Annotated in this window: 21 protein-coding genes and 1 pseudogene; 19 read left to right on the top strand and 3 right to left on the bottom strand. The window is 45.6% G+C overall.

The genetic code is table 11. From position 1 onward, the window contains the following. Positions 1 to 14 precede the first annotated feature (14 nt). The gene (locus tag DWZ44_RS08015) at positions 15 to 353 is read right to left on the bottom strand and encodes an MFS transporter (protein WP_117804616.1); all 339 of its coding nucleotides are present in this window, start codon (positions 351 to 353) and stop codon (positions 15 to 17) included. Between the two features lie 909 nt (positions 354 to 1,262). On the opposite strand from DWZ44_RS08015, the gene DWZ44_RS08010 reads away from it, so the two are divergent. The 10 genes and pseudogenes from DWZ44_RS08010 (at position 1,263) to uvrB (ending at position 13,051) form a co-directional block, all read left to right on the top strand. After that, positions 1,263 to 2,960, top strand: coding sequence for an extracellular solute-binding protein (locus DWZ44_RS08010; protein WP_055220729.1), 1,698 nt, complete (start codon positions 1,263 to 1,265; stop codon positions 2,958 to 2,960). Positions 2,961 to 3,061: 101 nt separating this feature from the next. Further along, on the top strand, positions 3,062 to 5,905 hold the full coding sequence (locus DWZ44_RS08005; protein ID WP_117804615.1) for a beta-glucosidase: 2,844 nt from the start codon (positions 3,062 to 3,064) through the stop codon (positions 5,903 to 5,905). 57 nt (positions 5,906 to 5,962) lie between these two features. Beyond that, complete coding sequence (locus DWZ44_RS19510; protein ID WP_082424921.1) at positions 5,963 to 6,124, top strand: helix-turn-helix domain-containing protein; 162 nt, start codon at positions 5,963 to 5,965, stop codon at positions 6,122 to 6,124. A gap of 68 nt (positions 6,125 to 6,192) precedes the next feature. Continuing rightward, positions 6,193 to 7,752: a carboxylesterase/lipase family protein gene (locus DWZ44_RS07995; protein WP_117804614.1), complete on the top strand. Its 1,560-nt coding sequence runs from the start codon at positions 6,193 to 6,195 to the stop codon at positions 7,750 to 7,752. Between the two features lie 21 nt (positions 7,753 to 7,773). Next, entirely contained in the window at positions 7,774 to 8,622 is an 849-nt protein-coding gene (locus tag DWZ44_RS07990; protein ID WP_158565849.1) for an MBL fold metallo-hydrolase, read from the top strand. A 140-nt stretch (positions 8,623 to 8,762) separates the two neighbouring features. Then, entirely contained in the window at positions 8,763 to 9,368 is a 606-nt protein-coding gene (locus tag DWZ44_RS07985; RefSeq protein WP_117510997.1) for a YczE/YyaS/YitT family protein, read from the top strand. A gap of 100 nt (positions 9,369 to 9,468) precedes the next feature. Then, positions 9,469 to 9,566: pseudogene (locus DWZ44_RS19300) on the top strand (DEAD/DEAH box helicase family protein); the annotation flags it as partial. Positions 9,567 to 9,836: 270 nt separating this feature from the next. Continuing rightward, on the top strand, positions 9,837 to 10,178 hold the full coding sequence (locus DWZ44_RS07980) for a nucleotidyltransferase domain-containing protein (RefSeq protein ID WP_117804612.1): 342 nt from the start codon (positions 9,837 to 9,839) through the stop codon (positions 10,176 to 10,178). Continuing rightward, positions 10,165 to 10,536, top strand: coding sequence for a HEPN domain-containing protein (locus DWZ44_RS07975; RefSeq protein ID WP_330410170.1), 372 nt, complete (start codon positions 10,165 to 10,167; stop codon positions 10,534 to 10,536). The genes DWZ44_RS07980 and DWZ44_RS07975 overlap by 14 nt, the downstream gene beginning before the upstream one ends. Positions 10,537 to 11,050: 514 nt before the next feature. After that, entirely contained in the window at positions 11,051 to 13,051 is a 2,001-nt protein-coding gene (gene uvrB, locus DWZ44_RS07970) for an excinuclease ABC subunit UvrB (RefSeq protein WP_055228290.1), read from the top strand. A 211-nt stretch (positions 13,052 to 13,262) separates the two neighbouring features. Here uvrB and DWZ44_RS07965 read toward each other — a convergent pair whose 3' ends face one another. Beyond that, a complete protein-coding gene (locus tag DWZ44_RS07965; RefSeq protein WP_055228291.1) occupies positions 13,263 to 13,481 on the bottom strand; it encodes a helix-turn-helix domain-containing protein in 219 nt (72 codons plus the stop codon). Positions 13,482 to 13,653: 172 nt separating this feature from the next. Between DWZ44_RS07965 and DWZ44_RS07960 the strand changes: the two genes are divergently transcribed. Next, positions 13,654 to 14,019 (top strand): hypothetical protein, encoded by a 366-nt coding sequence (locus DWZ44_RS07960; protein ID WP_117804611.1) that lies wholly within the window; start codon positions 13,654 to 13,656, stop codon positions 14,017 to 14,019. 77 nt (positions 14,020 to 14,096) lie between these two features. Here the strand turns inward: DWZ44_RS07960 and DWZ44_RS07955 are convergent, their stop codons facing one another. Further along, positions 14,097 to 14,315, bottom strand: coding sequence for a helix-turn-helix domain-containing protein (locus tag DWZ44_RS07955; protein ID WP_117509604.1), 219 nt, complete (start codon positions 14,313 to 14,315; stop codon positions 14,097 to 14,099). A 284-nt stretch (positions 14,316 to 14,599) separates the two neighbouring features. Here DWZ44_RS07955 and hrcA point away from each other — a divergent pair, with 284 nt between their 5' ends. The 8 genes from hrcA to prfB all read left to right on the top strand — a co-directional run bounded on the left by hrcA (position 14,600) and on the right by prfB (position 25,524). After that, positions 14,600 to 15,658: a heat-inducible transcriptional repressor HrcA gene (gene hrcA / locus DWZ44_RS07950; RefSeq protein ID WP_022461073.1), complete on the top strand. Its 1,059-nt coding sequence runs from the start codon at positions 14,600 to 14,602 to the stop codon at positions 15,656 to 15,658. A gap of 49 nt (positions 15,659 to 15,707) precedes the next feature. Continuing rightward, positions 15,708 to 16,319 (top strand): nucleotide exchange factor GrpE, encoded by a 612-nt coding sequence (grpE, locus tag DWZ44_RS07945; RefSeq protein ID WP_055218747.1) that lies wholly within the window; start codon positions 15,708 to 15,710, stop codon positions 16,317 to 16,319. Positions 16,320 to 16,385: 66 nt separating this feature from the next. Beyond that, positions 16,386 to 18,263: a molecular chaperone DnaK gene (dnaK, locus tag DWZ44_RS07940; RefSeq protein WP_117509603.1), complete on the top strand. Its 1,878-nt coding sequence runs from the start codon at positions 16,386 to 16,388 to the stop codon at positions 18,261 to 18,263. Between the two features lie 225 nt (positions 18,264 to 18,488). Next, on the top strand, positions 18,489 to 19,697 hold the full coding sequence (gene dnaJ / locus DWZ44_RS07935; RefSeq protein WP_117761695.1) for a molecular chaperone DnaJ: 1,209 nt from the start codon (positions 18,489 to 18,491) through the stop codon (positions 19,695 to 19,697). Positions 19,698 to 19,864: 167 nt separating this feature from the next. Continuing rightward, positions 19,865 to 20,641, top strand: coding sequence for a phosphoribosylformimino-5-aminoimidazole carboxamide ribotide isomerase (gene hisA, locus DWZ44_RS07930; RefSeq protein ID WP_117761694.1), 777 nt, complete (start codon positions 19,865 to 19,867; stop codon positions 20,639 to 20,641). 301 nt (positions 20,642 to 20,942) lie between these two features. After that, entirely contained in the window at positions 20,943 to 21,470 is a 528-nt protein-coding gene (gene hpf / locus DWZ44_RS07925) for a ribosome hibernation-promoting factor, HPF/YfiA family (RefSeq protein ID WP_055218411.1), read from the top strand. 234 nt (positions 21,471 to 21,704) lie between these two features. Continuing rightward, entirely contained in the window at positions 21,705 to 24,275 is a 2,571-nt protein-coding gene (secA, locus tag DWZ44_RS07920; RefSeq protein ID WP_055218413.1) for a preprotein translocase subunit SecA, read from the top strand. 141 nt (positions 24,276 to 24,416) lie between these two features. Next, a protein-coding gene (prfB, locus tag DWZ44_RS07915; RefSeq protein WP_117509617.1) for a peptide chain release factor 2 occupies positions 24,417 to 25,524 on the top strand; the annotation gives its coding sequence in 2 pieces (ribosomal slippage) (positions 24,417 to 24,467 and positions 24,469 to 25,524; 1,107 coding nt in all). Positions 25,525 to 25,621: the final 97 nt, after the last annotated feature.

Raw genomic sequence — 25,621 nt, 5'->3', positions numbered from 1 at the left:
TAGAATTCTCTCCTTTATTGAGTATTTCTCAATTTTATAACTTCTTCATCTGCATTCATAAAGTTACTAATCAAAACTAACAAAATGCTACAGACCAAAGGAACGACTGCATATCCGCATCTTTCAGCAAACAGGGTGACAGAAGATTGTGCAATGCCATTATTTGCAGCCTGAGCGTCATATTTACCCAGAGACAAAGTGTGTGTCCGGTCAATGATAAAACCGCTTAAAAATTCTGTCACTGCGTTGATAATACGTCCGGCAGACATCATAAAAGCAATAAACGACATGGACAACAGCAGGTTGTCGGTCAGATACAGTGTTAAAAAGAACCAAGAATACCACCCAGACAATTAGCTCCACAGCCAAAAAGTGCGTATCCAAACATTTGAGATTTTGCAATCTCTCAATTATTCTTATCTCTCATTGTGATAATCCTCCAAGATTATTTTAAGTTTTTTACGCGCGCTTTTACTTATCTGAAAGATATCATAGATAGTATATTGTAAGATATAGGAAAATTAACCTTTGAATTTAGTAATATTGACTAGTCATTTTTATAAAATGATATGGGCGTCAAAACACTCGTTTTATAGTAACTCATTAACTAACGTACCTTGAAAATTTCATATAAGACAACAAATATTTCATATTAGTAGTGTTTTCCATTAACATACATTCAGATTCTTTGTTGCTTTTTTAGCTGTTTGCTGAAAGTAAGGCGCACTGATCCAGACTGTCCAGATATGCTGACAGTTTCTTAAAATTCAATGCCGCAAGTTTAATTCCGAACCGAAGCTTTGTGGCTAAAAGTCCTCTGACCGGCATTGCCCTGTCTGCTTGATATAGCTGCAGCTTTTCGGGGCATTTCCGGCAGGACAGCTGATAACCCTGGTCCCTTCTTCTGTGAATAAGAAATTATTCATTCTTAGCAAAAGACATGGGATCACCTCACAAATAATCTGAGATCATTATACCATTTCCTGACATAAATTTATTGTTTTATATGAAATTTTCAAGGTTCGCACGGGTGTACCTTTTTTTACAAAAATGATTAGTCAATATTTCTAAATTTAAAGGTTAATTCTTCTATATCTTCCAATATACTATCCATGATATCTTTTAGATAAGTAAAAACGCGCGTGAAAATCTAAAATAATTTTGGAGAGTTATTGCAATGAGAGACAAATAATAGAGGTATTGTAAAATCTCAAATGTTTGGCCTTATAGTAGGACTTTCTAAGAATATAGGGAGGAATAACATGAAAAGGAAGAAAATTTTAGCTCTGCTTATGGTAGCAGCACTCTGCGTTGGAACAGTGGCAGGATGTGGCTCCAAGGATACGGAAAGCAGTAAGAGCGAAAGCAGCAAGAATGAAAACAGCGAGAGCAGTACTGGGGACAGTAAGGATGATTTGTCACCTATAACTTTCAAGTACTACAATGCAGACGGAAAAAATGGTAACTGGGAAAATCCTGTTGCTCAGGCGATTACTGAAGCCACAGGTGTGACTTTGGATATTTCCTATCCGGTATCCAGTACAGGCGATCCTGACGAGGATATATCTTTGATGATTGCTGAGGACAAATATCCAGATATGATTTATGCTAAGCAAAGTGTAAACAGTCTGTATGAGGCAGGTGCACTTATTGATATGACAGATCTGATCGAGGAATATGGTCCAAATATTAAAAAAATGTACGGCGATGAGTTTGAAAAGCTGAAATGGGGTTCTGGAGATGAAGGAATATATCAGCTTTCTTATGCTGGTGTAGGATACCAGATTTTGGCAACCGGAGGAAACTGCCAGATACAGTACGCAGCTCTTAAGGAAAATAATTATGAATATCCTAAGACTCTGGAGGAGTATGAAGCCCTGATCAAGCAGTACCTGGCAGCACATCCTAAAACCGATGATGGTCTGGATACCATTGGTATTTCCATGAGTGCTGCTGACTGGCACTGGCTCATTACACTCAGTAATCCCGCTGGATTTATTGCTGATGGTGCACCGGATAACGGTTCCTGGCTTGTTGATGATAACTATAACTGCATTTACAAGCATGTGAGTGATAAAGAAAAAGAATATTTCAGATGGCTGAGTCGTATGTATGATGAGGGAATTCTGGATCCAAACTTTGCAACACAGACAGATGACGATTACATTGCAAAGCTTGCCAGCGGACGTGTTGTAGCTATTACTGATGCACTTTGGCATTATGGACAGGCGGAAGCAACATTGAAAGCAGAAGGAAAACTGGATAAAACATATTGTCCGCTTCCTGTGACAATTGATGCTGAGACGAAGGCACCCACACTGATGTATCAGGGTCTTCAGGTTGGATACGGACTGGCAATCACAAAGGACTGTGAGGATCCGGTTCGTGCAATTAAATTCCTTGATTATCTCTGCTCCGATGAGGGTGCAGTACTTTACAAATGGGGTGTTGAAGGAGAAAACTATTTTGTAGATGAGAATGGAATGAGATATCGTACGGAAGAAGAGATTGCAAAAGCAAGTTCTGATCCGGATTACGGAAAAAATACTGGTATTGGCAATTATACGGGATTTCCGATTTATGGAGACGGTGCAGTGGATGAAAATGGTAATCCTTACACACCTGTTACGAGAGAATCTGTAATTGCAGAGTATAACGAGGAGCAGAAGGCAGCTTGTGAAGCATGGAATGTAGAGATGCTGACCGATATCTTCCCGCAGCCAGATGAATTCGAAACACCGCCGTATTCCCCACTTTGGGCATATGCGACACCGCAGGAGATTACGAACAATGTGGAAATTCTGAATGAGATTGCATGGCCGGGACTGATTAAGTGCGTAACAGAAAGTGTAGATAATTTTGATGCAAACTGGGATAAGCTGATTGCGGATTATGAGGCTAATGGATTGGAAGAAACAGAACAGATGATGACAGATTTCCTGGCAGAAAAAATTTCATAAACAAAAATATGGAAACTGATAAAGGGACCTGATTCGTAAGGAGTCAGGTTCTTTTCATAAATGGATAAGAGGGGAATAGAAATGAAAGGCAGGGAAAAAATATGAAAAGTAATACGATATATCCGCCGATGTCCGAACGTGAGATCAGCGGTGCTGCAATATCGAGAGAAGCGGCGACGCAGGGAATGGTACTTTTAAAAAACATAAATGGGGTTCTTCCGTTAAAGGGCAGGGGAAAGATTGCCTTGTTTGGAAACGGAGCTGCCAGAACAATCCGCGGCGGAACGGGATCGGGAGATCCTTTTAACGGCGGTCTTTCCGGCGGTGGTGATCAGGATGTGGATCAGTCTCTGCGTTATCATATTAATATTCTGAATGCTATGGAAACAGAAGGTTTTGAGATTGTGAACCGGGAACAGCAGATGGCGTGGGCCAGATGCTATGATCTGGCCAAAAGAGAGATGAAGGACCAGGTCATGAGTGTTTTTGCGTTTCCGGAGGAACCGCTGACAACAGAAAAACTGGAAGAATATGCAAAAGAAACAGAAACTGCTATTTGTGTCATTTCGAGAAATTCCGGTGAGGGAAATGATCGTTTCATGAAAAAAGAAGTATCCATTGGGGATAAAAAGTATGAAATTGGAGATTACAGGCTTTCTGCAGTGGAGATGGATAATCTTAAAAAGCTGCGGTCAGCTTTTTCTTCATTGATACTGGTGCTGAATGTTCCGGGCTCCATATCGGTGCAGGATCTGGAGGCGGCTTGTGCGGATGCTATTCTTCTCATGGGGCAGGCAGGACAGGAGGGAGGAGCCGCCGTTACCGATATTCTCACAGGTAAGGCAACACCGTCAGGAAAGCTGACCGCAACCTGGGCAAAAAAATATGAAGATTATCCTACGGCAGGCAATTTCCTTCAGGATTTTAATAAGGCAGTATATACGGAAGGAATTTATGTAGGTTATCGTTACTTTGATACATTTAATGTTGAGCCGGGTTATCCTTTTGGTTATGGACTCTCCTATACGACATTTGCACTGGGAAATCTGGAGGCATCGCTGGATGAGGATACACTGGTTCTTGGCGTAACAGTAGAAAATACAGGAGCGTTTGCCGGACGTGAAGTTGTGCAGATATATGTTTCTGCACCGGTATCGGAGATGGATATGCCGGAACAGGAGCTGAAAGGTTTCCAAAAAACGATGTTACTGGCACCGGGCGAAAAGGAAGATATCAAAATCCGCATACCGCTGCGTAATCTTGCATCTTATAGTGAAAATGCAGGAGGTTATATTCTGTCAAAAGGAGATTATGGAGTGCGTATCGGTACTTCTTCCAGAGATACAAAACCGGTGTGCAAGATTCGGCTGGAACAAACTGCTTTGACAGAACAGGTATTGGTGGAGCTTCCGTTAACGGAAACTTTGGAGGAAAAGAAGGGGTTAACTGACCGAAAGGATGAAACTATATGGAAGGATGTACCGGTTCTTCTGGCTGTGCAGATACCGGAAACGCTGGATTCGCGTTCAGCCTATAGCGATGAAAAGGTGGTTACATATGCGACAGATACCAGCTATCAGCCGGTTATGCCTTACGAAACAGTACGGTATGTGGAAAAGAAAGAATGGAAGCTGAATGATGTGGCTTCGGGCAGAGTGTCAATGGAAGAATTTGCCGCACAGCTTGATGCTGCACAATTGGCGGATCTTTGCTGTGGTACAGGCTGGGGTGTGCAGGATGAGAACAATCCTGTGATTGGAGCCAGTTCGGAATCTGTACCTGGAGCGGCAGGGGAAACAACACACGCACTGGAAAGTTATGGTGTTTCTTCTATTGTATTGGCAGACGGTCCGGGCGGTGTGCGTATCACACAGCAGTTTGAGGCAACCGATCTGGAATCGGGGGAAAAGAGGCAGGTATACCATTACTGTACGGCATGGCCGGTGGGTACGCTTCTTGCTCAGTCTTTTGATCCGGAAATTTTGGAACAGGTAGGATGCGGAATGGCAGCAGATATGCAGGCAATGCGGATTGATTTGCTTCTGGGACCAGGAATGAATATTCAGCGTGATCCTATGTGCGGACGAAATTTTGAATATTTTTCTGAAGATCCTCTCATATCTGGAAAGATGGCGTCAGCAATGGTACGCGGTCTTCAGAGCCTGCCAGGAGGAGGTGGATGCATTAAGCATTATGCAGCTAATAATCAGGAGACGAATCGGAATGCTGTGGATTCTGTGATTGGTCAGCGGGCACTGAGGGAGATTTATCTGGAACCCTATAAAATTGCTATTCAGGAATCTCAACCGTTGTCTATCATGAGTTCCTACAATCTGATCAACGGTGTTCCTACAGCAGATAGTTATGACTTATGTACGGATCTTGCCCGCGGAGAATGGGGATTTGAAGGTCTGATCATGACTGATTGGAACGGAGGCAGCAGTACACCCTGGAAATCCATGCATGCCGGAAATGATTTGATTATGCCGGGAGGAAAAGGAAGGGCCATGAATATTCTTCAGGCTGTGAGAACAGTTATGCCAGAGTTTGATGAACGTGGGCAGGTAATTATGGTGCAGGAAGTACCATTTGCACCGGTTTTCGCAGCCAGCTGGAATTCCTTTACAGTTGATCCGGAAGGACCGGATACAGTCATGGCACCTCTGGGTGAAGGACATACTGCCGAGATGAAGGATGGAGAGATTTTGGTTGATGGGGAAAAAGTCTACATGCAGGCAAATGATATGAAAACATTTTTCAATGATCCGGCAAGTTTTGTGCCAAAGATATGCCCGGCCAATGAGGAAGTTGCTTTTATTTTAGATGATGGCAGAGCAATCGGATACAAAGGACATTTAGATAAGAAACCTCGTCTGTGTCTCGGAGATGTGCAAAGATGTGCAGTCCATAATCTTCGGATCATTCTGAAATGTATGGGATTATAGTAGATGGGTATCAATAATTATTGTATAATGAGGTGAAAAAGTTTAGAAAATGAGAGGATGACTGAAGTCGGAAAAGAGATTGGATATGAAAATACGGAAAACTTTTTTCGTGCGTTTAAAAAGCATTATCATATGACTCCCTCTCAGTATCGGGCTGCAATACAGGAAGAGACTAATATGCAAACTGTATGTGGAGATAGAGATGTAATAAAACGGTAACAAAAAAATGACAAAATGGTAATGAAATAAGATATACATAAAATTACTAAAGAAAGGTGGAATACAAAATGGGAAATTGTTTTTACTGTAGTAAGGCAGAACCGGTAGTTCAGACTAAGGCGGGTAAGATACGGGGATTTAAGATGAATTCTACATACACTTTCCATGGCATCAAGTATGCTGATGCTGATCGCTTTCAAATGCCAAGAGAGGTAAAACCATGGAAAGGTATTAAAAATGCTCTGGCCTATGGTTATGTGTGCCCTATGCTGATGCAGGATCATCCGTTGATGGAGGTTATGATCCCACATCGTTACTGGCCAATGGATGAGAATTGTCAGTATCTGAATATTTGGACACAGAGTCTGGATCCGGAAGCAAAAAAACCGGTTATGGTATGGTTGCACGGAGGTGGATTCTTTGCAGGCTCATCCATTGAACAGGTGGCGTATGAGGGAGATCATCTGAGTGAGTACGGAGATGTGGTTGTCGTGTCATTGAACCATCGTCTGAATATTTTGGGATATCTTGATTTATCTGCTTATGGGGAAAAATACTACAATTCTGCTAATGTGGGAAATGCAGATATGGTCGCAGCCCTTCATTGGATTCAGGACAATATTGCTAGTTTTGGCGGAGATCCAGGTAATGTAACCCTGTTTGGTCAGTCCGGTGGTGGAATGAAAGTTTATTCCCTGATGAATACACCGGCTGCAGAAGGTTTATTCCATAAGGGGATTATCCAGAGCGGCGTAATAGAAGAAGGTAAAAAAGAGGCAGAGGATGACGGTACCGCAATTGTGGAGGCCCTTCTGACGGAATTGAAGTTGGAATCCGTTGAGGATTTGGAAACGATTCCTTACTATTTCCTTGCGGAAGCATATAATAAGGTGTCACCCAAGCTGCAGGAGAAAGGACTCTACGTGGGAGGAGAGCCGAGAGCAAATTCATGGTATGCCGGTGATCCGCGCAGAGTAGGATTTACCGATGGAGCAAAAAAGATTCCGGTGATAGTGGGTAGCGTTTTTGGAGAATTTGATTTCAAGCCGGTTCTGGAGAATAGGGATGAACTGACCCGTGAGGAAACGATGAAACTTCTGGAAAAATGCTTTCAGGAGGATGCAGAAGAGATTGCAGCAGAATTCGAAAAAGCATATCCGAATAATCGCCTTGTAGATGTTCTGTCGCTGGATTATATTTTCCGTTATGCATCGAAAGATTTCATTGCGAAGAAGTCAGTACATAAGGAAGCTCCCGTATATTCCTACATGTTTAATTATGAATTCCCATATGAGGGAGGAAAACTGGCATGGCATTGCTCTGAAATCCCGTTTGTTTTCCATAATATTGACCGAATTCCTATCTGCAATGTGCCGGGAGAAACAGACCGCCTGCAGGAGAGAATATGTGGTGCCTGGATAAACTTTGCGAGATACGGAAATCCTTCCGTTCCTTCTCTTCCGCAGTGGCCGGTATGTGAGCCAGGTAAAGAGGCAATTATGATTTTTGACAATATCTGCGAAGTTAAAGATAATTATGACCACAGGCTGATGGAGCTTCTTGTTAAACATGCTCCGGCATTTACTGTACCATTAGATGAGGATGCAGAAAATGTATTTATGCACTGATGCGGAAAGGATGGAATGGATATGGCAAAGCTGACTACATATCAGGTGATGGAGATTGCAAAAGACACCGGGGCTATCAATGAGGCTGGTATGACAGCCATGTTTTTGTTAAAAGGTACGGAACGTGCATTACTCATCGATACGGGTGTCGGAATGACAGACCTGAAAAAGCTGATTTCCTGGCTGACTCCGCTTCCCTATGATGTAGTGCTGACACATGGACATCAGGATCATATCGGAGGAGCTGCTCAGTTTGAAGAGGTATATATTCACGAAAAAGATGAGGATAGTCTTAAACCGATAAATTATGATAGCATCGCAGATTATGTGGAACTTTTGGGAAATATGGGAGCTTACGATGTGTATGACTGTAGCCCTGCGGATATCCGGCGGATACAAAAGATGCCAAAATGTCTTCCTTTGAAGGAGGGGATGGTGTTTGAGCTGGGGGGACGCAGTATCGAGGTAATTGAGACACCGGGTCATACATCGGGAGGCTGTTGTTTCCTTGATCGGAAAGAGCGAATCCTGTTTTCAGGAGATGCCTGCAATGGTAATCTGCTCTGCAGAGACAGTATTAATACACTATTGGGAGCTCTGGATAAAATCAAGTCCTATGAAAGTGAATTTGACCGCAATTTTAATGGCCATGTGGGATATGCGGGAATGCCTTTCGTTGGTTCCATGGATCATAGCATCATGAATACAGCGATACGCATCTGTGAGAATATCCTTTCAGGAACTGCGAAAATCGAGGATGGCGGTAAGAATGCGTTTGACGGAGATTGCAAGGTTGCGACAGACGGAAGAATCCGTATTGTATTTTCCCCAGACAGACTGATAGATGAAGGTGAAATTCCAGTAAGATAAACACAACAGACTCCGCTGGGGTTAACTTAAGCCTGAAAGCCTTGAAATCAAGACCTTTGGGCTTTTTATAAGTGTGCCATCAAGGCAGAATCTCCGGTTCTGATGGCTTACAGTACCATAGAAATGATGAGGTAATAATAATGAAAAAATATTTTTTGTATTTTCTTGGTTTGAATTTAATAGCTTTTGCTGTTGTATTAAATGTTCGCTTTGATTTAGGAGTTGCTGCTTTTAGTTCTGTGATGTATTCAATATCACAAATCTATAACATTTCTTTAGGAACAGCTTCTATTATCTGTTACTTAATATTTGTTATTATTCAATGTATTTTATCCAAAAAGATCACAGTTACTTTTATTTTAGAAATTCCGTTATCGTTTGCTTTTGGTTGGTTGACTGATTTATATGATTTTATAATTCCTACATTATCGTTAAGTTTATACTTAAGGGTTATTTGCTTTATTATGACGATGTTCATTACTGCAATGGGCGTATTTTTAAGCGTGAAAACAAATCTTATTTTAACACCAACTGATGGTATTGTAAAAACTATTTCAGAAGTCTTCTCTTTTCCTTTTTCAATAGTGAAAAATACTTTTGATATTACACTTGTGTTTGTCACTATTATTTTATGTTTAATTAATCATACCCATTTTTATGGTCTTGGTATAGGAACCATACTGACAGCCTTATTTATAGGAAGAATTATTAATATTTATGAAAAAAAGATACAGTTATCTTTTTAAAGGTGGCAATTGGGTATTACGATGCTAAACTGTTGCTGGAAGCATCGAAGGAGACACGGATCCATATGCAGATGGTCTTTGCCTTGTTAATGGGGCTTAGCCAACCTTGATCATAGCGCACAATAAACACTTGCAGCACAGCTGTATGGTGAGTTTAAGGAATTCTTCCCGGAAAACGCAGTGGAATACTTTGTCTCCTAGTATCTTGATATTAATTTGCATACCATATATTGATTTGGAAAGGTAAAATAATACTATATAAAGCATAATAAACGATGCGTTAAAAGTAAATGGACATGATGGATTGGCTATAACGGTGAACAAAATTCGTCGAAGAAAGTAGTAAAATTGATACATGGAAAATACTGATTGAGAAACGAAGGTAAACTGGTTATAATAAAATCAAGAAGAAAGATTTGTGAATCGAGAAATTTATAGTATTATCAGCAGAAAATGAGGTGATGATGTATGCCAAAGATTATGCAGGATTTAATTAAACAGTATGTGGAAGAGGTCAAGAAGATTTATGGTTCCCATGTACGTCAGATAATCCTTTATGGTTCTTATGCAAGGGGTGACTTCCGTCCGGATTCTGATGTGGACATTATGATTCTGGCAGATATGTCAGATCTGGAATTAAAGGCATATGCACAACAGCTCTCGTACATGACCTATGACTTTAATATGGATCATGACACGGATATTAAGCCTATTGCAAAAAGTGAAGCACATTTTAACAAGTGGATTGTGAACTATCCATTTTATTCCAATATTCATAAAGAAGGGGTAGTTTTGTATGGAGCAGCATAATCAGGAAATCGGTACTAGACGGGATCTGGTGTTATATCGTCTGGAAACAGCCCGAAATGATCTGAAATCAGCAAGAGCATTATTTTCTATTGAAGATTATAAAGGAGCCAATAACAGGGCATACTATTCTATTTTTCATGCAATTAATGCAGTACATGCTGTAAGCGGTAAAGCATATAAAAGGCATAAGGATGCTGTGGCTAACTTCAATAAGGATTATGTGAAAACATCAGTGTTTCCAAGAGAAATGGGAAGGAAAATCGGACAGGCAGAAGAGATTCGCCATGCTAGCGATTATGATATATTGCAAGTAAAGAAGAATCAGAACGGCAGATTTCAGTTGCAGATGAATTTATAATTCTGGCAGAAAAATATTGTATGGAACAGCTTGAAAAACAAAAGGAAAATTGAAATGAACGAGGATGCCCCTCAGGGTTTGAAGCCCTGAGGGATATTTTTATGTAAAAGTATATTATTCTAATAAGCACAACGGATGCTCCCCATACCACAATGGAAATATTATAGCTGAGGAGATTCCGCCGGAATTGCTTTCTTATATGGAAGAAGTATTACCGGAAAAGAAGGAGCTGGATACGGAAAGTGTTCTGGATACAATGATAAATGTAAATGAATTTTTGAAGAACTAATGTTCGTATCATATATACAATTTTAAATTTCCATGATATAATATCTCTTACATTTGAGTGTTAATTCGTCCACGTTAGTTTTACTACTTTTTATCAGTCTATAAAATATCGGGTGGTGAACAGAATTCGTCGAGAGGCATATTCGGCTAAAATCAGAGAATGTGCTTCGACGAATTTCTGACTGATAGACGAACTTTTTTGATATAAAAACCAGGAGGTGCTTTTTTGCAGAATTCACAACAAATATTCAAATTACACTCCGAATACCAGCCTACAGGCGACCAGCCCCAGGCAATCGAAAAACTGGTCAAAGGCTTTCAAGAAGGCAATCAATGCGAGACTTTGCTGGGCGTTACAGGTTCCGGCAAGACCTTTACCATGGCAAATGTTATTGCACAGTTAAATAAGCCAACCTTGATCATAGCGCACAATAAAACACTTGCAGCACAGCTGTACGGTGAGTTTAAGGAATTCTTCCCTGAGAATGCAGTAGAATATTTTGTCTCCTACTACGACTACTACCAGCCGGAGGCTTACGTGCCGTCTTCGGATACGTATATTGCGAAGGACTCTGCGCGGAACGATGAGATTGATAAGCTGCGGCTTTCCGCGACTTCTGCACTGAGTGAGCGGAACGATGTCATTGTGGTTTCCAGTGTTTCGTGTATCTATGGAATCGGAAGCCCGAAGGACTACATGGAGATGATTATTTCGCTCCGCCCGGGAATGGAAAAGGACCGGGACGATGTGATCCGGCAGTTGATTGATATTCAGTATGACCGGAATGATATGGATTTCCACCGCGGTACGTTCCGCGTGCGCGGTGATGTATTGGAGATTTTTCCGGCGGAGGAGACGGACAAGGCGGTGCGCGTCGAGTTCTTCGGGGATGAGATTGACCGTCTGGTGCAGATCGATACGCTGACGGGTGAAATCTTATGTGAACTGAACCACATCGCAATCTTTCCTGCCTCCCACTACGTTGTGCCGATGGACACGATCCTGAAAGCAACAGGCGAGATTGAAAAGGATATGGAAGAGCAGGTGAAGTTCTTCAAGCACGAGGGAAAACTGATCGAGGCCCAGCGCATCGAGGAGCGGACCAATTTTGATATTGAGATGCTCAAAGAAACCGGCATCTGTTCCGGCATCGAAAACTATTCGCGTTACCTCTCCGGATTAAAGCCAGGCGAGCCGCCCTACACACTGATGGACTATTTCGGAGATGATTTCCTCATCATCGTGGATGAGTCGCATAAGACTGTTCCGCAGATCCGCAGCATGTATGCCGGCGACCAGTCGCGGAAATCGACGCTGGTGGACTATGGATTCCGTCTGCCGTCCGCAAAAGACAACCGCCCGTTGAACTTCGGCGAGTTCGAGGACCGGATCGATCAGATCCTCTTCGTATCTGCCACGCCGGGCGACTACGAGGCAGACCACGAGCTGCTGCGCGCCGAACAGATCATCCGCCCGACCGGCCTTCTCGACCCGGATGTCGAGGTGCGCCCGGTGGAGGGACAGATCGACGATCTGATTTCGGAAGTAAAGAAAGAAACTGAAAAACACAACAAAGTTCTCGTGACGACGCTGACGAAGCGTATGGCAGAGGATCTGACCGACTATATGAAAGAGGCCGGCATCCGCGTGCGCTACCTGCACTCCGATATCGACACCCTGGAACGGACCGAGATCATCCGTGATATGCGTCTCGATGTCTTCGATGTGCTCGTCGGCATCAACCTTCTGCGTGAGGGTCTCGACATCCCGGAAATCACACTCGTGGCGATCCTGGATGCCGATAAAGAAGGTTTCCTGCGTTCCGAAACCTCCCTGATCCAGACCATCGGCCGTGCCGCACGAAACAGCGAGGGCCATGTTATCATGTACGCCGATGTGATGACCGATTCCATGCGCCTCGCAATCGACGAGACGAAGCGCCGCCGTGCCCTGCAGGAAGCCTACAACAAAGAACACGGCATCACTCCGACCACCATCAAAAAAGCCGTCCGCGATCTCATCAGCATTTCGAAAGAAGTGGCAAAGACAGAAGAAAAGATGGAAAAAGACCCGGAGTCCATGAGCCGCGAAGAACTGGAAAAACTGATCGGCCAGGTACAGAAACAGATGAAAGCCGCTGCCGCCGAACTCAACTTCGAAATGGCCGCCGAGCTGCGTGACAAAATGATCACACTGAAGAAGAGCCTGGATGACATGGAAGAATAAAAAATCAGAAATAAAAAAGAAGAAAAGAGCATGAAAAAAAGCGTGCCGGAAAAGCGACAGAAAACTTTCCGGCACGCTTTTTTGCGTCCGATTTTGATTCCTTCTTGTTCAGAATTGACGCAAAATAAGAATACCATTATAATATAAAATACGACCAAACGGTCGTATCAAAACGAAAAACACAAAAATAAAAAAGACAACAATAAAAAAATTAATCGCCGAATTTTCTCTTTTTACTGGAGACACTCAGCAGATAGTCGACCGAGCAGTCATAGAACCGTGCAAGCCGGATCACATAGTCGATCGGGATGTCGCGGATTCCTTTTTCGTAGCGGGAATAGACGTCGCGGTTGCATTCGAGCAGGGCAGAAATCTCTTTGATGGTGAGATCCTGATCGATCCGCATATCTTCAATTCTCTGGTATTTCATACGTTGTACCATCCTTTCAGATTCAAACCCATACTACCAAACGGTTGGATGAACAAAGTTAAATCAGATCATATGGTCGCAAATTGGAGAATGGGGCGGGAGAGAGAAACGGCGGGGGAAGACAGCCTGTGCAGAAAACAGAAAAATATGTACGGCAGAAATGGGGGAACGAATGGGAAAAGCAGAAAGAATAGAAATAGAAGATTTTGTCCAGAATATAGTGGAACGGATGGAGACGCCGGAAGCGTTTGAAAAAATGATCAGCCGGGAGGAAGAATGCGAAGCGCAGGGGCGGGAGAGCCGTCTGAGGGATGTGCTGAAGAAAGAATGGCCGGTGGACGAAAAGGGAGAGCGCATCTATCAGATCACTAATATATATGAAGAAAAAGCAGAAGAACTCCTCATTGTAGAACTGTATACCGGCATCCACCTGGAAAACGGAGTCCCGTGCGGGCATTTTACGCTGTATCTCTGCGGGGAGCCGGACGGATGGAAACTCAGCGAAACGCGGATGATGGAATATCTGCAGAATCTGTAAACGAAAAAGCAAAACAGGGAGGACAGGGAGAAGAAAAACTGTCCTCCTGCTTTTGCTGCGGCGGAGACACCGGAAAGTCAGGATCCATACGGCCGCTTCTCATCGCTGATGCCGACCAGATAATCCAGACTGACCTGATACAGCTCCGCCAGACGGATGGCAATGGAGATCGGCAGCTGCCGGACGCCTTTTTCATATCGGGTATACACATCGCGGTTGCAGCCGAGATAGTCGGCAACCTGGCGGATCGTCAGATCGCGGTCCGTGCGCAGATCCTCCAGTCTCTGATATTTCATGATTCATCACCTCTGAGAAAATGCTACTAAATGGTCGTATCGAAATGGCAGAATCCTACCATACGGCTATAGCGCCTTTGAAACAGTAGAATGCAATAAAAAAGAAAAGTCAGATTCCTTTTCAGAAAGAAAACGGTTTATACTTTTTTCACAATTTCTTCATAGAAAAACCGGGAAAAGGTGTTGACAAACAAAAGGCAGAGTGCTATCTTAAGAGCATAGATGTTAGCACTCCACTGAAACGAGTGCTAACAGGACTATACAACAGGAAGGAGCTTATCTTAGTGGATACAGAATTGGATGAAAGAAAAAGAAAAATATTAAAAGCGATCATCCAGACGTATCTGGAAACGGGCGAGCCGGTCGGCTCAAGAACGATTTCCAAATACACGGATTTGAATTTAAGCTCCGCCACAATCCGGAATGAAATGTCCGATCTGGAAGAGATGGGTTACATCTTACAGCCCCACACTTCCGCAGGACGCATTCCTTCCGATAAAGGCTACCGCCTCTATGTAGATGAGCTGATGCGGGAAAAAGAACAGGAAGTTGCAGACATCAAAAACATGGTCATTGAAAAAACAGACCGAATGGAAAAAGTTCTGCAGCAGGTTGTCAAAGTCCTCGCTTCATCTACCAACTATGCAACGTTGATTACAGGACCGGAATATCACAGAAATAAAGTGAAATTCATCCAGCTCTCAAAAGTCAATGAAGAGCAGCTCCTGGCCGTCATCGTCGTAGAAGGCAACCTGGTGAAAAACCAGATGATCGACCTAGACGAGACCATCAACGATGAACAGATATTAAAGCTGAACCTGCTTCTGAACACACAGCTCAATGGCCTGACCATTGAAGAAATCAATCTTGGCATGATCAAGAAGATGAAAGAGCAGGCAGGCATCCACTCCGGCATCATCAGCAAAGTGGTCGATACCGTAGCGGAAGCCATCGCAGTCAGCGAAGAAGATGTGCCGGTGTACACCAGCGGCGCAACCAACATTTTCAAGTACCCTGAGCTTTCCGACAGCAGCAAAGCCAGCCAGCTGATCTCCACATTCGAGGAACGGCAGAAACTGGTCGATATGATCAAAGGAGCTGCCGAGGAGCAGGACGGAGAGGAAAATACCGGTATTCAGGTATACATCGGAAATGAATCTTCGATGGAACCCTTACGGGACTGCAGCGTGGTCACCACCACATACGATATGGGAAACGGTATGCGCGGAACAATCGGTATCGTGGGACCAAAGCGGATGGATTACGAAAATGTGGTAGATAACCTGAAAACATTAAAAGTTCAACTGGACGCCGTCTTCAAAAAGCCGGACACAGGTGAGTAGAAAGGTGGAATGATCAGTGAGCGAAGAAAATAGAAAGAAAGAGGAAACCATGGAAGAACCTACACGCGAGATGGAAAAAGAAACCGGAGCAGAGACCGATCTGCCGGAAACCGAACCGGCTGCGGAGCAGGAAGAAGCAAAGAAAGCAGCAGAGGCAAAAGAAGCGGAAGCTGCAGAAGAAACTGCTGAGGATGGCAAAGAACGAAAGTTCTTCAAAAAGAAAAAAGATAAAAAAGATGAGAAAATCGAAGAGCTGACTGACCGCCTGACCCGTCAGATGGCAGAGTTCGATAACTTCCGCAAACGCACCGAAAAAGAAAAAGCAAATATGTATGCCATTGGAGCAAAAGACATCATCGAGAAGATTCTTCCGGTTGTTGACAGCTTCGAGCGCGGACTTGCAACGGTGGAAAACCCGGAGGAAGATCCGTTCGCAGACGGCATGAATAAAGTATACAAACAGTTTACCACAGCACTCGATGAACTCGGTGTAACCGTGATCGAGGCCGTTGGAAAGGAATTCGATCCGAACCTGCACAACGCAGTGATGCATGTGGAGGATGAGGAAGCCGGCGAGAACATCGTCGTAGAAGAGTTCCTGAAGGGCTACATGTACAAAGGTTCCGTAGTCCGTCACAGTATGGTCAAGGTGGCTAACTAAGCCTTGAAGATAAATAAATAGAAATTAAACCATTTTTTAGCATAATTCATTGAGGAGGAAACAACAATGGGCAAAATTATTGGTATTGACTTAGGAACAACAAACAGCTGTGTAGCCGTTATGGAAGGTGGAAAACCAACCGTTATCGCAAACGCAGAGGGTGAAAGAACAACTCCATCTATCGTAGCATTCACAAAAACAGGTGACCGTCTGGTCGGCGAGCCGGCAAAACGTCAGGCTGTAACAAACGCAGACAGAACCATCCGTTCTATCAAACGTGAGATGGGTACTGACTATAAAGTAGACATCGAAGGAAAGAAATACTCTCCGCAGGAGATCTCCGCTATGATTCTTCAGAAACTGAAAGGTGATGCAGAGAACTACCTTGGTGAGAAAGTAACAGAAGCAGTTATCACAGTTCCGGCTTACTTCAATGACGCACAGCGTCAGGCAACCAAAGATGCCGGTAAAATCGCAGGTCTTGATGTAAAACGTATCATCAACGAGCCTACCGCAGCAGCTCTGGCATACGGACTGGACAACGAAAATGAGCAGAAGATCATGGTATACGACCTTGGCGGCGGTACTTTCGATGTTTCCATCATCGAGATCGGTGACGGCGTTATCGAAGTTCTTTCCACAGCAGGAAACAACCGTCTGGGCGGCGATGACTTCGACCAGAAAGTAACAGATTATATCCTTGCTGAGTTCAAGAAACAGGAAGGCGTAGATCTTTCCAATGATAAAATGGCTCTGCAGAGAATCAGAGAAGCAGCAGAGAAAGCAAAGAAAGAGCTTTCCAGCGCAACTACAACCAACATCAACCTGCCGTTCATCACTGCAACCGCAGATGGCCCGAAACATCTCGATATGAACCTGACAAAGGCTAAATTCGATGAGCTGACCCACGACCTGGTAGAGAAAACCGCAGAGCCGGTACAGAGAGCACTTTCTGATGCAGGCCTTCAGGCATCCGAGCTTTCCAAAGTCCTTCTGGTAGGCGGATCTACCCGTATCCCGGCTGTACAGGATAAAGTAAGACAGCTGACCGGACACGAGCCGAGCAAGAGCCTGAACCCGGATGAGTGCGTAGCACTTGGTGCTTCCGTACAGGGTGGTAAACTTGCAGGAGACGCCGGCGCAGGCGATATCCTTCTTCTGGATGTAACTCCGCTGTCTCTGTCCATCGAGACCATGGGAGGTATTGCAACTCGTCTGATCGAGCGTAACACCACAATCCCGACCAAGAAGAGCCAGATCTTCTCAACAGCAGCAGATAACCAGACAGCAGTAGATATCAACGTAGTACAGGGTGAGCGTCAGTTCGCGAAAGACAACAAATCCCTCGGCCAGTTCCGTCTGGATGGAATTCCGCCAGCAAGAAGAGGCGTTCCGCAGATCGAGGTTACCTTTGATATCGATGCCAACGGTATCGTAAATGTATCTGCAAAAGACCTTGGAACAGGAAAAGAGCAGCACATCACCATCACCGCAGGCTCTAACATGTCCGACAGCGAGATCGACAAAGCAGTCAAAGAAGCTGCTGAGTTCGAGGCTCAGGATAAGAAACGAAAAGAAGCAATCGACGCAAGAAACGATGCAGACTCCATGGTATTCCAGACCGAGAAAGCAATCGAGGAAGTCGGCGACAAGCTTGATGCAAACGACAAAACAGCAGTAGAAGCTGACCTGAACGCACTGAAAGATCTCATTGCAAAATGCAATCCGGAAGAAATGACCGATGCACAGGTAGCTGATCTGAAAGCAGCTCAGGAAAAACTGATGACAAGCGCTCAGAAACTGTTTGCAAAACTGTATGAGCAGCAGGGCGGAGCAGCAGGCGCTGGTGCCGGAACAGCAGGTGCAGGCCCGGATATGGGAAATGCAGGAGCAGCAGGCGGCCATGACGACGATGTCGTAGACGCTGACTACAAAGAGGTTTAATTTTCGGCATGTCACACTCCGTGAAAATACCGACTGTGAGTTGAAACAATAAGTAAATAAACGCAAAAAGCCCTGTGAGGCGAATGTTTGCAGGGGACGGAAAATACATTCCGCCCCCTGTATTTATGCTGGTATTGCTTTCGGAAAAGTGCTATACTGGAGCGTGCGGAAAAACATTTCTGCAAAGATGAAATTTGTGGAACAGAAATGAAAAGGTGAACATAAATGGCAGAAAAAAGAGATTATTACGAGGTCCTCGGCGTAGACCGCGGAGCGGACGATGCAACATTAAAAAAAGCATACCGTAAACTGGCCAAGAAATACCATCCGGATATGAACCCGGGCGACAAAGAGGCCGAGGCAAAATTTAAAGAGGCGACAGAAGCCTATGGCGTGCTGAGTGATCCGGACAAACGGCGTCAGTACGATCAGTTTGGCCACGCTGCATTTGAAAACGGCGGTGGCGGCGCAGGAGCCGGCGGATTCGGCGGCTTCGACTTTGGCGGCGGAGATATGGGTGATATCTTCGGCGATATTTTCGGCGACCTGTTCGGTGGCGGCGGAAGCAGAAGAAGAGCAAACAATGGACCTATGAAGGGAGCAAACCTCCGCGCTGTTGTCCACATTACGTTTGAGGAAGCTGTTTTCGGATGCCAGAAAGAGCTCGAGATCAACCTGAAGGATACCTGTACAACGTGCCACGGAACCGGCGCAAAACCAGGAACTTCACCGGAGACATGCTCCAAATGTAACGGAACTGGTCAGATTACGTACACACAGCAGACCATGTTCGGTTCTGTGAGAAACGTGACGACCTGTCCGGATTGTAACGGAACCGGAAAGATCATTCGCGATAAATGTACCGCATGCCACGGCACGGGCTATACATCCAGCAGAAAACGCATTCAGGTCAACATTCCGGCTGGAATCGACGATGGACAGAGCATCCGGATCCGTGAAAAAGGTGAGCCGGGTGTAAACGGCGGACCGAGAGGAGATCTGCTTGTCGAGGTTCAGGTAACCCGTCATCCGATCTTCCAGAGACAGGATATGAACATTTTCTCCACTGCACCGATTACGTTTGCCCAGGCAGCACTCGGCGGTGATGTGAAGATCAGCACCGTTGACGGGGACGTTCTCTACACTGTAAAACCGGGAACCCAGACCGATACGAAGATCCGTCTGAAGGGAAAAGGTGTTCCGTCCCTTCGCAACAGCAATGTGCGCGGTGATCACTACGTAACACTCGTAGTCCAGACTCCGACGAAACTGAATGAGAAAGCAAAAGAGGCCCTCCGCGCCTTCGACGAAGCCTGCGGAAACCGCCCGGCAGCAGAAGAAAAAGCAGCCGACGGCGAAACTGCAGAGCAGCCGAAGAAGAAAAAAGGCTTTATGGATAAAGTGAAAGAGGCCTTTGAGGACATCGATAAATAAAGAACGGTGGCAAGCCGGAAAAGAAAGAAGAATCTGTGGAAAAAGCAGGTTCTTCTTTCTTTTCTATGAAAGAACCATGAAAATTTGGTGAATTTATACACAGAATGGTCGGATTTTGATATAATGTGGAAAACTTAAGGGGAGAGAAAAGAAAGGAAACGGGGAAAATGAGATTTCGACCATGTATTGATATTCATAACGGAAAAGTAAAACAGATTGTCGGGGGATCGCTGAAAGATCAGGGAAATCAGGCGAGCGAGAATTTTGTCTCGGAGCAGGATGCGTCGTACTATGCGCAGCTGTACGAAGAGCAGGGCATTACGGGCGGCCATGTGATTCTGCTGAACAAGGAAGGTACCGAGTTTTACGAGGAGACGAAGCGCCAGGCATTGCTGGCACTCTCGACGTACCCGGGCGGCCTGCAGGTGGGAGGCGGCATTGATGCGGAGAATGCGTGCGAGTTTCTGACAGCGGGGGCAAGCCATGTGATTGTGACTTCGTATGTGTTCCGCGACGGCCATGTGTTCTATGAAAATCTGGACAAGCTGGTGACGACGGTAGGAAAGCAGCGGCTGACACTGGATTTAAGCTGCCGGAAGCGGGACGGAAAATACTATATCGTGACGGACCGCTGGCAGAAGTTCACGGACGAAGAAGTGACAGAGGAACTGCTGCATCACCTGTCAGAATACTGTGATGAGTTCCTGATCCATGCCGTGGATGTCGAGGGAAAGGCTTCCGGCATTGAGACGGAGCTGGTGGAACTGCTTGCGAAGATGAAAGATTTTCCGGTGACGTACGCCGGCGGCGTGGGAAGTTTTGAAGACCTGGAGCTGCTCAAAAAACTGGGAAACAACCACGTCGATGTGACAATTGGCAGTGCACTGGATCTGTTCGGCGGCAAAATGAAGTTTGAAGACGTGCTGGCAGTATGCCGCCGGTAAGCGGAAACGGACGTTCACCCGCGCCATTCGCAAAACCGCGCTTTCAGCGCTCTCCGCTGCTGCGCAGCTCCTTTTTGCTCATAACCAGGCGCTCCCTTTGTATCTTATTCTTGACAGATTTTCATGCGAGCATGAAATCTGTCAAAAATAAGATACAAGTGAACTGTAACAGAAAAAACTCTAAAATATTCATGAATTTTCTAAATACTATTGCAAATAGAGACAACTATTGCTATAATTAGAGTTACTTACAGGGGAAGTGAAGAACCTGTAAAATTTGAGAGCAAAGGGGTTGGGCATAATGAAAATTACCATCAGCGGAAAAAATATTGACGTGACAGAGGGATTAAAAGCCGCGGTCAACGAAAAACTTGGCAAACTGGAGAAATATTTTACGCCTGACACAAATGTCATTGTAACCTTAAGCGTAGAGAAAGAAAGACAGAAAATTGAGGTTACCATTCCGGTAAAAGGAAATATCATCCGTTCCGAGCAGGTAAGCAACGATATGTACGTATCCATCGATCTGGTAGAGGAAGTCATCGAACGCCAGCTTCGCAAATACAAAAACAAAATTGCCGACAAACAGCAGGAAGCAGGAAACTTCCAGAAAGAATATCTGGAGCATGACTATCTGGAGGACGAAGACATCCAGATCATCCGTACGAAAAAATTCGGCATGAAACCAATGTATCCGGAAGATGCCTGCGTACAGATGGAACTTCTTGGACACACCTTCTTCGTATTCCGCAATGCAGAGACCGACGAAGTAAACGTCGTTTACAAGAGAAAGAACAACACCTACGGTCTGATCGAGCCGGAGTGCTGAAAAGTAAATAAAGAATGAACAGTCACCCTGTTTCCAGCTTAGAAAAGCTGTGAAACAGGGTGACTTTTTCGCGGAAAGGGCCGGAAAGTCCGGGAAAAGCCGTAAAAACAGCGGAAAACCGGGGAACGGCACCAAATGTTTACGAAAAATTCATTGTTATCTTGTGCCAGAAGTGGTAGAATAGTACCATATGTTAATATGGCAATTAATAGAGAAAGCAGGAGCAAACATTCTATGAAATTCACAGAAAAACTTTTTGGTACGCACAGTGAGCGCGAGCTGAAACGAATCTATCCAATTGTAGACAAAATCGAAGCTCTCCGCCCGACCATGCAGGCGCTGACCGATGAAGAGCTGCGTGCCAAGACAAAGGAATATAAAGACCGCTACAACGGAGGCGAATCCCTGGATTCCATTCTCCCGGAAGCATTCGCAACCGTCCGCGAGGCAGCAAAACGTTCCCTCGGTATGGAACACCACCGCGTACAGCTGATCGGTGGTATTATCCTCCATCAGGGCCGTATCGCTGAGATGAAAACCGGTGAAGGAAAAACCCTCGTTTCCACCCTTCCGGCTTACCTGAATGCACTGACCGGACGCGGTGTCCACATTGTTACCGTCAACGATTACCTGGCAAACCGAGATGCTGAGTGGATGGGCAAAGTCCACAGATTCCTCGGTTTGACCGTCGGTGTCGTTCTGAACGATATGAAGAACGATGAGCGCCGCCAGCAGTATGCATGCGACATCACCTACATCACCAACAACGAACTTGGTTTCGATTACCTGCGTGACAACATGGTGATCTACAAGGAGCAGCTCGTACAGAGAGAGCTTGCTTACTGTATCATCGACGAGGTCGACTCCGTCCTGATCGACGAGGCAAGAACACCTCTGATTATTTCCGGACAGAGCAGCAAATCCACCAAGCTGTACGAGACCGCAGATATTCTGGCACACCAGATGCAGCGCGGCGAGGCAAGCGGCGAGATGACCAAGATGACCGCGATCATGGGCGAGGAGATCGAGGAGACCGGAGACTTCATCGTCAACGAGAAGGACAAATTCGTTACCCTGACCGATGACGGTGTGAAGAAAGTCGAGAACTTCTTCCATATCGAGAATCTCTCCGATCCGGAGAACCTGGAGATCCAGCACAACGTGATCCTGGCGTTGCGTGCCAATTATCTGATGCACCGCGACAAGGACTACGTAGTCAAAGACGACGAGGTTCTGATCGTCGATGAGTTCACCGGCCGTATCATGCCGGGCCGCCGTTATTCCGATGGTCTGCATCAGGCAATCGAGGCAAAAGAGCACGTTAAAGTAAGAAGAGAGAGCAAGACTCTGGCAACCATCACGTTCCAGAACTTCTTTAACAAATACGAGAAAAAAGCCGGCATGACCGGTACTGCCCTCACCGAGGAGCAGGAGTTCCGTGACATCTACGGCATGGACGTTATCGAGATCCCGACCAACCGCCCGGTCATCCGTGTGGATATGGACGATGCCGTATACATGACGAAAAAAGAGAAATTCCACGCAGTCGTAGAGGAAGTCAAAGAGGCACATGCCGTGAACCAGCCGGTTCTGGTTGGTACCATCACCATTGAGACTTCCGAGCTGATCAGCAAAATGCTGCGCCGCGAGGGAATTCCGCATCAGGTCTTAAATGCGAAGTTCCATGAGCTCGAGGCAGAAATCGTAGCCCATGCCGGTGAGGCAGGAGCCGTTACCATCGCGACCAACATGGCCGGCCGTGGTACCGATATCAAGCTGGATGATGTGGCAAAAGCTGCCGGCGGCTTAAAGATCATCGGCACCGAGCGTCATGAGTCCCGCCGTATCGACAATCAGCTCCGCGGTCGTTCCGGCCGTCAGGGAGACCCGGGTGAGTCCCGTTTCTACATTTCCCTGGAAGACGATCTGATGAGACTCTTCGGTTCCGAAAAACTGATGGGCATTTTCAAATCCCTCGGCGTACCGGAAAATGAGCAGATCGAGCACAAGATGCTTTCTTCCGCCATCGAAAAAGCGCAGAAGAAGATCGAGGGCAACAACTACGGAATCCGTAAAAACCTGCTCGACTATGACCAGGTCAATAACGAGCAGCGTGAGATCATCTACAAAGAGAGACGCCGCGTACTGGACGGCGAGAGCATGAGAGATACCATCTTCAAGATGATTGCCGATACCATCGACAATACCGTAGATCTCTGCATCGGCGAGAACACAGAGCAGTCCGAATGGGATCTGACAGAATTAAATGAGATGCTGCTTTCCATCATGCCGGTGAAGGCAGTGACAAAAGAGCGCGTAGAGAAGATTTCCAAAAACGAGCTGAAACAGCAGTTAAAAGAGGAAGCTGTTAAACTCTACGAGGAGAAAGAAGCAGAATTCCCGGAGGAGGAGCAGATTCGTGAGCTTGAGCGTGTCGTTCTTTTGAAGGTTATCGACCAGAAGTGGATGGATCATATCGATGATATGGATCAGCTCCGCGAGGGTATCGGTCTGCAGGCATACGGCCAGAGAGACCCGAAGGTTGAGTACAAGATGGCAGCTTACGACATGTTTAACGAAATGCTCGAGTCCATCCAGCAGGATACCGTCCGTCTCCTGTTCCATGTACGTGTTGAGCAGAAAGTAGAACGTGAGCAGGTAGCCAAAGTGACCGGAACCAACAAAGACGAGTCCGGCCCGAGAAAACCGGTACAGCGCGCAGAGCGTAAGATCTATCCAAACGATCCATGCCCGTGCGGAAGCGGCAAGAAGTACAAACAGTGCTGCGGAAGAAAACCGGTTTGATAAAAGCAGAACAGCAGTGAGACGGATGAGCACGATCCGTTTGACAAAGCACGCAGCTTCCCTACCAGAAGCTGCGTGTCATACAAAATATAAAACAGAAAGCAGGTGAAGCTTGTGGTAGTTGAATTAGACCAGTTCAAAATGGAACTTGGCACATACGATAAACCATTAGTGGAAGTGAGGGATTCACTTTGACCTCGCTAACAAAGAGCAGAGGATCGAAGAATTAGAGCGTAAAATGGAGGAACCCAATTTCTGGGACAACCCCGAAGAAGCGCAGGAGCAGATGAAACAGCTGAGCAGCATGAAAGAGGACAGAGATACGTATCAGAAACTGGTATCCGCCAAAGAAGATATGGAAACTCTGATTGAGATGGGACAGGAGGAGGATGACGATTCCGTTGTTCCGGAAATCGCGGAAATGATGGAAGAGTTCAAGGCATCCTTCGATGCCATCCGCATCAAAACCCTGCTGTCCGGCGAATTTGACAAGGACAATGCGATCATCAAACTGAACGCAGGTGCAGGCGGAACCGAGGCGTGCGACTGGTGCGGCATGCTGTACCGTATGTACACCAGATGGGCAGAACGCAAAGGCTTTACGATCGAGGAACTCGACTTTCTGGACGGTGATGAGGCCGGTGTGAAGTCCGTGACATTCCAGGTCAACGGCGAAAACGCTTACGGTTATCTGAAATCCGAAAAAGGAGTTCACCGTCTCGTCCGTATTTCTCCGTTCAACGCGGCAGGAAAACGCCAGACATCGTTCGTATCGTGCGATGTTATGCCGGATATCGACAAAGAGATCGATGTTGAGGTTCGTGATGAGGATATTCGTATCGATACGTACCGTTCCAGCGGTGCCGGCGGACAGCACATCAACAAGACGTCATCGGCGATCCGAATCACGCATATGCCGACCGGCATCGTGGTTACGTGCCAGAATGAGCGTTCCCAGTTCCAGAACAAGGACAAGGCAATGCAGATGCTGAAAGCAAAATTGTATATGCTGAAACTCCAGGAGCAGGCAGATAAGCTGAGCGACATCCGCGGCGAAGTAACCGAGATCGGCTGGGGCAACCAGATCCGTTCTTACGTTATGCAGCCATACACCATGGTCAAAGACCACCGTACCAACGCAGAGACCGGAAACGTCGATGCAGTCATGGACGGCGGAATTGATCTGTTTATCAACGCATATCTGAAGTGGATTGCCCTCGGAACCGGAGCGAAAGAGGAAGAAGCATAATTCGGCTGTGGGCAGAGCACAGTGACAAGTAAAATAAGGAGCATTTTCACCAACAGAGGACGGAAATGCTCCTTTCTGTTTTGAAGCCAAAGGCAAA

Source organism: Blautia sp. AF32-4BH (assembly GCF_003460565.1).
Lineage (GTDB): Bacteria > Bacillota > Clostridia > Lachnospirales > Lachnospiraceae > Fusicatenibacter > Fusicatenibacter saccharivorans.
This window is presented reverse-complemented; position numbering and strand designations above follow the sequence as displayed.